Source organism: Microcystis sp. LE18-22.4A (genome assembly GCF_027531105.1).
Classification (GTDB): Bacteria; Cyanobacteriota; Cyanobacteriia; order Cyanobacteriales; family Microcystaceae; genus Microcystis; species Microcystis aeruginosa.
The window spans coordinates 1-9,375 of sequence record NZ_JAPZRB010000630.1 but is presented as its reverse complement, the minus strand read 5'-3'; the positions used below and the strand labels follow the sequence as shown (position 1 = coordinate 9,375).

The following is a 9,375-nucleotide window of genomic DNA, read 5'->3' as shown; positions in this document are numbered from 1 at the left end:
AAACTCGATGCTAGAGATATAACCCCACAATTAGAATCGACGGGTCATTGCCTAGGATTAGATATGGGGTTAAAATATCTTTATGCTGACAGTAACGGGAATACAGTAGAGCCTCCTAAGTATTATCGAAAAGCCGAGAAGCGTCTTAATAAACTTAATAGAAGAAAGTCGAAAAAGTTTAAGAGAGGACAAAAGCAGTCTAATAACTACAAAAAAGCTAGTCAAAAGTACGCCAAGGGACATTTAAAAGTAAGTAGGCAACGAGAAGAGTTTGCTAAAAAATTGGCACTCCGTTTAATTCAGTCAAACGACTTGATAGCTTACGAAGATTTAAAAGTCAAGAACCTTGTGCGTAATCGAAAACTAGCTAAGAGTATTAATGATGCGGGTTGGTCGCAATTAAGAAAATGGATAGAGTATTTTGGTATTAAATACGGCCGATTAACTATTGCAGTTAATCCAGCCTATACAAGTCAAGAATGCCTTAATTGTGGTCGGTTAGTCAAAAAGTCTCTATCAGTCAGAACTCATGTTTGTTTGTGTGGGTATATAGAAGATAGGGACAAGATGGCGGCATTAAATATACTCAAAAAAGCTACGATAGGGCATATCGGAAGCTGGTCGTCAGACCTAAACGCTTGGGGAGATTTAAGCTCTATTTTGGTTGGTAGAAATACCTGCTAAGACAACTTGAGTCAGTGAACCAAGAATCCCTCGCATAAGCGCGACGGGAGTGTCAATATCTCAAGTAGTCAAATTTTTGCTCACCATTTTTCGCCTAGACTTCTTGGGGTTAACCGGATTGTTGGGGAAATTAGGCAAGGAGTCTAGGTTGATCTAATGCTCAAGGACACCTCGAATAAAAGATTTTGTTAACAAAGTGTTGGTCGAGGAAATCTCCTTGATCTACATTGATGAAGAGGGAATTATTTTCAAGAACTAACAAGGCGCTCCGTCCCTCAAAATTCGATTTTTCGAGGTAGCCTAGACATAACGCCTTGGTTATTGGCTAAAATTAAACTTTTTTTGCCCATCAATTTAAAAACTTGCGTTTTTTTGATCATCTTAGCCTAGAGGACTGAGTAGTATGAGTTACAGCAAAGTTGATTTGTTAATTTTGTCCATCAGTGTAATCTGGGTTAAATCTCTCACTTTTTCCCGTTATCAATTACTCAAGGGGTAGCTCGATCAATTGGACTTATTGAGAAAATCTTCGCACTAATTGAGAGTAAACCAAGGTTTGATCAGGGTTTCAGGCGGTGCAATGCTGAAGTAAATCTATTTTTCGAGGTACCCCCAAGAGGATCGATAACCACTGATTCCGAGCCGGTAATGATACACTAGGCATGATTTAACTACAAACCTCGATCGCAAAAGGAAATAAATATCGATGAAAGCCATGATTTTGGCGGCAGGCAAAGGAACTCGTGTCCGTCCGATTACCCATACGATTCCCAAACCCCTGATCCCGATTTTACAAAAGCCGGTGATGGAGTTTTTGTTGGAACTGTTGCGACAGCATGGCTTTGATCAGATCATGGTCAATGTTAGTCATTTAGCCGAAGAAATTGAGAGTTATTTCCGCGATGGTCAGCGTTTTGGGGTGCATATCGGCTATTCTTTCGAGGGTAGAATCGAAGAGGGAGAGTTAATCGGTGATGCCCTGGGATCGGCGGGCGGTTTACGACGAATTCAAGATTTTAATCCCTTTTTTGACGATACTTTTGTGGTTCTCTGTGGTGATGCGCTGATCGATCTTGATTTAACCGCAGCCGTTAAATGGCATCGGGAAAAGGGAGCGATCGCCACTATTGTCACCAAAACCGTCCCCAGAGAGGAAGTATCCAGTTATGGGGTGGTAGTTAGCGACGAGGAGGGACGGATTCTCAGTTTCCAAGAAAAACCGGCCATCGATGAAGCTTTAAGTACCTGCATTAACACGGGTATCTATATTTTTGAGCCAGAAATCATTGATTTTATTCCCCCTAATAGTAAATACGACATCGGGGGCGAATTATTCCCCCAATTAGTCGCTAAAGCTGCGCCTTTCTACGCTTTAAACATGGATTTTGAATGGGTGGATATCGGTAAAGTCCCCGACTACTGGCAGGCAATTCGCGGGGTGTTATCCAGGAAAATTAAAAATGTTGCTATCCCCGGCATCGAAGTCAAACCGGGCATCTACACGGGCTTAAATGTGGGGGTAAACTGGGATCGAGTCGATATCACCGGACCTGTGTATATCGGGGCAATGACGCGCATTGAAGACGGGGCGAAAATTGTCGGTCCGAGTATGATTGGCCCGAATTGTTGGATTTGTGGCGGCGCGACGGTGGATAATAGCGTTATTTTTGAATATTCTCGCCTCGGTTCAGGGGCGCGTTTGGTGGATAAGTTGGTCTTTGGGCGCTACTGTGTTGACAAAACCGGCGCGGCGATCGATGTGGAAGCGGCAGCCTTGGATTGGTTGATTACCGATACCCGCAAGGTTCCCCCAGAATTTGATCACCCTAAACATCAAGCAATTCGTTCTTTATTCAATGGCAAGTAGGCAACACCCCAACAGGGAAACCACTTCGCGCGCGTTGTGAGGGAGAAGGGAGAGGGGAAAACAAATAAAAATAGTCTCCTGAATACTGTCTCCTGACTCCTGAATACTGTCTCCCCAAAACGAAAACTTCCTACCTCACCACATATCATGTTTGATTCTCCTGTTGATCTTCTCATTCTCTCTAATGGCCCAGGAGAAATATCTACATGGGTGCGTCCAGTTGTCAAGAGATTGCGACAAAACTTAACAGAAGATCGATCGCTGTTGCGGATTTCGGTGATTCTTTCCCCTTGTACTCATTCTATGGGGGCGGAAACGGAAGTAGTTAGGAAATATCCGGAGGTCGATCGAGTCCAGTCGCCAGAAAACTTCTTTAATTTTCTTTTCTGGGGAAAAACCGCCGATAATTGGGATTGGCACCCCAAGGGCATCGTTTTATTTTTAGGGGGCGATCAATTTTTTGCCCTCACCATCGGTAAACGTTTGGGTTATCGCACCGTTATCTATGCGGAATGGGAAGCGCGTTGGTATCGGGGGATCGATCGCTTTGCCGTGATGAATACAAGTGTATTAAATAATATTCCCCAACAATATCAGCATAAATTTACCGTTATCGGCGATTTAATGGTGGATTTGCCCAATGCTATCACCCCTGATGACGCTACCTTAATTGCACTTCTCCCGGGTTCCAAACCCTCGAAATTAGCTCAGGGTGTACCCCTAACCCTAGCCATTGCCGAAAAGATACACGCGCAGGATCCCCGGACTAAATTCTTAATTCCCGTCGCTCCTACCCTAAATTTAGCTTATTTGGCGAAATTTGCCGATCCTAGCTCTAATCCGATGATCACTAAAACCGGTTGGAGTGCTGCCAAATTAAAAAACGGTGAAAAACCCTATCTAGAAACAGATAAGGGGGTAAAAGTTGACCTAATTACCGATTTTCCCGCCCATAACCAGCTTTCTCGCTGTCATTTAGCTTTAACGACGGTGGGTGCTAATACTGCCGAATTAGGGGCGCTGGCAATCCCGATGATTATTTTACTACCGACTCAGCAACTAGACGCGATGAGAACTTGGGACGGTTTACCCGGTTTATTAGCCCAACTGCCGGGGGTTGGCTCTTTATTTGCTAAGATAATTAATCTCTATATGTTGCGGAAAAAGCGTTTATATGCTTGGCCAAATATTTGGGCTGGTGCCGAAATTGTTCCGGAATTATTGGGGGAATTACAACCAGAAGAAGTGGCAAATATGGCTAGATCTTGGTTAGAAAATCCCCAACAATTAGAGGCTATCCGGCAAAAATTGCGGGCAGTGCGCGGGCAAGCAGGAGCAGTGGATAAGTTAGTATCTATTATTGCCGAACAACTGTCTAGCTTCTAATCAATTAGAGAATTAAGCTTGTTGGTAGAGAGGATCAATTTCGATTAATTTATTAACAGTTTGATAAAATTCCTGCTGATAAAATTCCCTTTGATTGCTGTCGCCAGAATTAATTAATTGTTCTTGACAGTAGCGACGATATTCCATTAAACTAATTTTTTCCATAGCTATAATAGCATCTTTGATCTGTTCTTCTGGCTGCAAAATTTCCTGACTGGTATGTTCATTTAAGTGAAATAAAGAATTAAAATCACGGTTTTTGTCTGTGGTGATCATCAATAAATGATTCTGTAAAGATGACATCAAATCTCTTGGTTTAGTAATTTGGGTTTCTAACTCTAGAATTACTTGCCATAACCAACGATAATCCGGGAGATTAAAAATTAAATCTTTTTCATCCAAAGATTCTAAAATTCTTTCCCGATATTCAGGATAATGGAGATAGATTAATAATAATAACCATTCGGCTTTTTCCGAGCTATTTTTTTCGGATTTATCTAAAATATTTTTCCTCTTGATTGCCAGAGATTTTCCCTGAGGTTTATTAACCTGCTTTGAGAGATTTTTTAAAATATAAGGCAAACGAGTTGCATCTTTTTGAGCCAAAATTTCAGCACAATAATCTAGATAAAAAGTGCGTTGATTGCTATCGATTAACTTTTGCAGTAAACTCACCATACTATTGGCTACTTGTTGAAAATGTAGTCCCTGTTTTAAATCTTTATTAACCAACATTTGCGAGATTTGCCAATCAATCCAAGAAGGAGATTTTTCGATTAGTTCTCGATAACTATTCACCCCGTCAGCACGAGATTTAAGAAATTCATCGGCATCTTTACCATCGGGAAGATTGAGGATTTTTAGGTTAACTTGTCCCGAATAAACTAGGGAGTTAATTTCCTCGATCGCCCTTTGTGTCGCTTTAATTCCCGCTTGATCAGCATCAAAATTAAAGATTATTTGTTTACTTTCACTGTAGCGCAAAAGTAATTTAATTTGCTCTTGACTTAAAGCTGTTCCTAAACAGGCAACCACATTACTAATACCAGTAGCATGGAGAGCGATCGCATCAAAATAACCCTCGACAACTATCGCTAAATCCTGCTGAATAATTGCCTGTTTAGCTCGAGCAAGAGCAAAGAGAGTTTTTCCCTTTTCAAATAGAGGAGTATCGGGAGAATTTAGATACTTTGGCTGCTCATTACCTAAAGTGCGACTACCAAAAGCGATCGCTCGTCCTTGACTATCAAAAATAGGAATCATTAAACGATCTCGAAATTGATCGTAATAACCACTACCATTTTGACGCGCTTTAATTAATCCCGCTTGTGCCACTAAAGCCACAGGATAGCGCTTTTGTTCCACTAAATAACGATAGAGAGTTTCCCAACCTTCCGGAGAATATCCCAGTTGAAAATTAGCGATAGTTTCTGCGGTTAGTTGTCGTTGTACCTTGAGATAATCTAACGCTTTTTCCCCTTGAGGTTGACTAAGGGCGTGTTGATAAAAACTCACCGCCACGGCCATTATTTCGTATAATTGTTCCTTGAGGGATAATTTCTGTTCTAATTCCTGACGCTGTTCTACTGCCAGAGTTTTAATCGGGATTTGATACCTTCTAGCAAGATCGAAAACCACTTCACTAAAAGATTGTTTTCCCACTTCCATAAGAAATTTAATCCCGTTTCCCCCCGCACCACAGCCAAAACAGTAATACATTTGTTTGGCAGGACTAACCGTAAAACTGGGGGATTTTTCCTCGTGAAAAGGACATAAACCGACGTATTCCCGTCCCCTTTTTTTGAGGACGACTCTCTCGGAAATTAAATCCACAATATCAATTCTTTGTTTAACTTCTTCGATCGTGTCCGGATGTAGTCGCGGTGTATCCATAATCAGTTATCAGTTATCAGTTATCAGTTATCAGTTATCAGTTATCAGGAGATTTGCTTTTATTTATTCTCCCCGTCTCCCCAATTCATCATTCATCATTCATAATTCATAATTCCCACTCCCCTCTCCTTCTCCCCCATCTCCCCACTGCGATGGCGGCATTTTGTCCTCCGAACCCGAAACTAAGAACGTAGGTTGGGTTGAAGCATGAAACCCAACACCCGCTCATGTTACGCTACCCCTAACCCATCCTACAAATAATTGGGCTCTCTTCTTCTTTGTGTGATAAGTTTAACTTATATAGGAGCGCTCAATCTTTGTGTCCTTTGTGTCTTTGTGGTTCCTTCCACTCGCTCGCCAGCAGGACTGTATCTTAGAATACATTTTACCCACCAAACCTAAGAGAGCCATAATTGTGCCTCCCTACTTATATTAAGTGAGCAGTATTAAATAAGAAGTTTCCCACCGTCTTTGTTTACCGATCGCTGATCACTGAAAAATCTCCCCAACACCTACCACCCCCACTAAGGCCCTTTTTGACTCCTGGAAATTCGCACCCATAAGTAATAAGAAAGGACTTGACTTTGGCGGCGGCTTGTGCTATGCTTTTTTCATAATGGGAATCCGTGCAAATTTTTACAAGTTCAAATATTCCCATTATGAATAAAATCTTTTAAAAATATTATCTCAAAATCTCCCGACAAAAGCCAGCAAAATTTCGCCCATAATTGTTAAGTTTTGTTAAAAATGCAGAGACCGGCAGGGAAAGAACTGATTACCGATCACTGATCACTGAAAAACTTCCCCACTGCGATAGCTGCATTTTGTCCTCCGAAACCGAAACTAAGACAGAGACAATTGTGCAGGGAAAAATTAACAGCCGATCTAGTTAAATTTAATTGAAAAGGTGACTCGCGCACACCGACACAGGGGGGAATTAGCTGATTTTTCAGGGTCATTAAACAAAAAGCCACGCCTAATGCCCCCGAAGCCCCTAAAGTGTGTCCTGTTGCCCCTTTTGTCGAGCTTACAGCCACTTGCGAGCCAAAAATGCTGGCGATCAGGTTTGCCTCCCGTTCATCGTTTAAACGCGTGCTAGTGCCGTGGGCGTGAATGTAATTAATTTCATCTTTTCTTAATTGACTTCTGTGCAAACATAGTTCTATGGCTTTGGTAGCACTACGATTATTCACCGCTGGGGCGCTGACATGATCGGCATCGCAGGTAAAACCATAGCCCAAAATTTGCCCGTAGATGGGGGCATTTCTGCTTAAAGCCAGTTCTTCCGATTCAAGGACTAAAATCGCGCCACCTTCCCCCAAAACCAAGCCCTCCCTAGCTCTATCAAAAGGATAACAGCCCGTTTTCGCCAAAGCTCCCATCTGTTCAAATCCCACCAAAGTTAAGGGAGTGATCGGGGTTTCGAGCGCCCCGGCTAAAACTCGATCGCATTCTCCCATTTTGATTAATTCTACACCCTGAGCGATCGACCAGATGCCCGTGGCACAGGCCGCCATGGGTGCTAAGACTGGGGCGCCGGTTTCTATCAATCTAGCGGTCAATACCGAGGCGCGATCGGGTAAACTATCTAACCAGTTTTCTACTATTCCCGTCGCTGCCATCCGTTCCCATAAACCCTGACAACCGCGACTAGAACCGATAGTGACACCACAATCCTTTAAGGGAGGGGTTAATTGAGCGTCTTCAAGGGCAGCAATCAGGGCAATTTTGGTTAAATCCTCTAAAAATGCCGGTTTGTGACCGATTAAACCCAAGGGTAAAGCGGGTAAATCAGAAAAGGGTTGTTGCCTAGTTATACCAGTTTTGCCCTCTAGTAATCTTTGCCAACTCTGACTTAAATTTCCCAGAGAACTGATCAACCCAATTCCCGTCACCACAACATTCATTTATCAGGTATCAGTTATCAGTTATCAGTTATCAGTTATCAGTTATCAGCTATCAGCTATCAGCTATCAGTTATCAGCTATCAGTTATCAGCTATCGGAATATTAAATGATTGGGCGGGTGACGGCGAACATTAAATTATTGTCGCCCGGTCCCACCCTAACCGATCGCTATTTTTTCAGATTTTCTGCACCAGAAACAACTTTGGCCGAGTCAATTTTATCCCCTTGTTTGATCGTATCGATCACTTCCATTCCCTCAGTTACATAACCAAAAACGGCATAATCACCATCGAGGAAATTGATATCCGACAGGGCAAAATAAAACTGAGAAGAAGCGGAATTAGGTTGTTGAGAACGGGCCATTGCGATCGCACCGCGTTTATGGGGTAAAGCGACGATGGGAGTGCGCGCCGTGGCCTGTTGACCGATTGCTTGCCCATAAATCGGCTCTTTTTCGTCTTTGAGGAGAATTTCCAGGGGAACATAACGGGATTGCTTGGTTTTCGGATCGACAAAACCACCGGTTCCGCGACCTTGGGGATCACCCCCTTGGGCGACAAAAGGCTGCGGTTCTGTAACCACGCGATGGAAAGTTAAACCATTATAAAAACCTCTCTCCACCAGATCCACAAAATTACCGGCAGTAACTGGGGCTGCATTGCCATCAATTTCGATCGTTACCGGTTTACCTTTGATGATCATCTCGACCACGGCAGTTCCATCTAAGCGGGGTTTGTAATTATCCATGTTGACACTGCCCGAACTGGCAGGTTGAGAGGTTTGGGTGATACTAGAATTATCGGGGGTGGAATTAGCTTCCGGGGAAGAACAGCCGAAAAGTGTCGTCGTTGTGATTAAAAAAACACAAACTAGAGACAGCCAGCAAGATTTTCTTATCTTCATCATTTTATAGCCAAAAAGAGCAAAAAAAGGCCTATAATCCCTCTAGAGGAATTTCCAGAAAACGAGCGAGTTCCGCTCCTTGATTTTCCAATTCCGAGAGGGACATCGGATCGCCGACGCGAGTTAAAGGGATATCGCGACGCTGTTTAATCCGCAGGAATAGTTCCCGTTTCGGGTTGAGTCCTTCTCGCACTTCGGCCCGCACAGCTTGCACATCTTCGAGAGGCCAATCGAGATCAATGCGACGATTTTTGCCAGGGTAGCCCCAACGAAAGATTTTAACTTTGCCGGTTTCCTTGTTAAACTCGTTGTAACCACCTCCGACATTCCAGAGGAGAGATAACCAGAGATAGATGGCTAAAAGAGTCCCCGCAGTACCGTAAAAGAGGAGGGCGACTCCTTGGGGAATAAATTGTAAGGAACTGGTATCGCTAACGAGAAGTAGATTGACCTTCAAATAACTGGAAAGACCGGCGAGGAGAAACCCTAGACCGCCAATAGAGACGATTACAGCCCAAAAATAGTTACTAGGGCGACGGGAACCCACTACTTCTCGCCGTAGGATCAGGCTATCTTTACTTGTTGTTTGCGCTTTCATCGAAAATTTGGGTCTGAAACCCCGTCGTTCTACGACGGCTTTACTGTTAAATATTAGCACATTTACGAAATATATGCTAAAATGTGAGACATGGAAAAAGCCTATTCGTTTCGATTTTACCCCACACCCGAACAAGA

General features: G+C 43.0%; 8 protein-coding genes. 4 read left to right on the top strand and 4 right to left on the bottom strand.

Annotated elements, in window-relative coordinates:
* The 3 genes from O9295_RS26880 to O9295_RS26870 form a co-directional block, all read left to right on the top strand.
* The coding region (locus O9295_RS26880; protein WP_288036315.1) for an RNA-guided endonuclease InsQ/TnpB family protein at positions 1-684 on the top strand (684 nt) is incomplete at its 5' end.
* A gap of 706 nt (positions 685-1,390) precedes the next feature.
* On the top strand, positions 1,391-2,551 hold the full coding sequence (locus O9295_RS26875; protein WP_061432229.1) for a nucleotidyltransferase family protein: 1,161 nt from the start codon (positions 1,391-1,393) through the stop codon (positions 2,549-2,551).
* A 147-nt stretch (positions 2,552-2,698) separates the two neighbouring features.
* Positions 2,699-3,937, top strand: coding sequence for a glycosyltransferase family protein (locus O9295_RS26870; RefSeq protein ID WP_079209958.1), 1,239 nt, complete (start codon positions 2,699-2,701; stop codon positions 3,935-3,937).
* Positions 3,938-3,949: 12 nt separating this feature from the next.
* On the opposite strand, the gene dnaG is transcribed toward O9295_RS26870, so the two are convergent.
* The 4 genes from dnaG to O9295_RS26850 form a co-directional block, all read right to left on the bottom strand.
* Positions 3,950-5,830, bottom strand: a complete 1,881-nt coding sequence (gene dnaG / locus O9295_RS26865) for a DNA primase (protein WP_288036313.1) — start codon at positions 5,828-5,830, stop codon at positions 3,950-3,952.
* A 782-nt stretch (positions 5,831-6,612) separates the two neighbouring features.
* Positions 6,613-7,737 carry a beta-ketoacyl-ACP synthase gene (locus O9295_RS26860; protein ID WP_288036312.1) on the bottom strand — a complete coding sequence of 375 codons (1,125 nt, stop codon included), beginning with the start codon at positions 7,735-7,737 and terminating at the stop codon, positions 6,613-6,615.
* Positions 7,738-7,905: 168 nt separating this feature from the next.
* On the bottom strand, positions 7,906-8,643 hold the full coding sequence (locus tag O9295_RS26855) for a peptidylprolyl isomerase (protein WP_288036310.1): 738 nt from the start codon (positions 8,641-8,643) through the stop codon (positions 7,906-7,908).
* Between the two features lie 28 nt (positions 8,644-8,671).
* The gene (locus O9295_RS26850; protein WP_008198988.1) at positions 8,672-9,238 is read right to left on the bottom strand and encodes a photosystem I assembly protein Ycf4; all 567 of its coding nucleotides are present in this window, start codon (positions 9,236-9,238) and stop codon (positions 8,672-8,674) included.
* Positions 9,239-9,328: 90 nt separating this feature from the next.
* Here O9295_RS26850 and O9295_RS27620 point away from each other — a divergent pair.
* Positions 9,329-9,375: helix-turn-helix domain-containing protein (locus O9295_RS27620; protein ID WP_353737100.1), on the top strand; the 47-nt coding region annotated here is incomplete at its 3' end.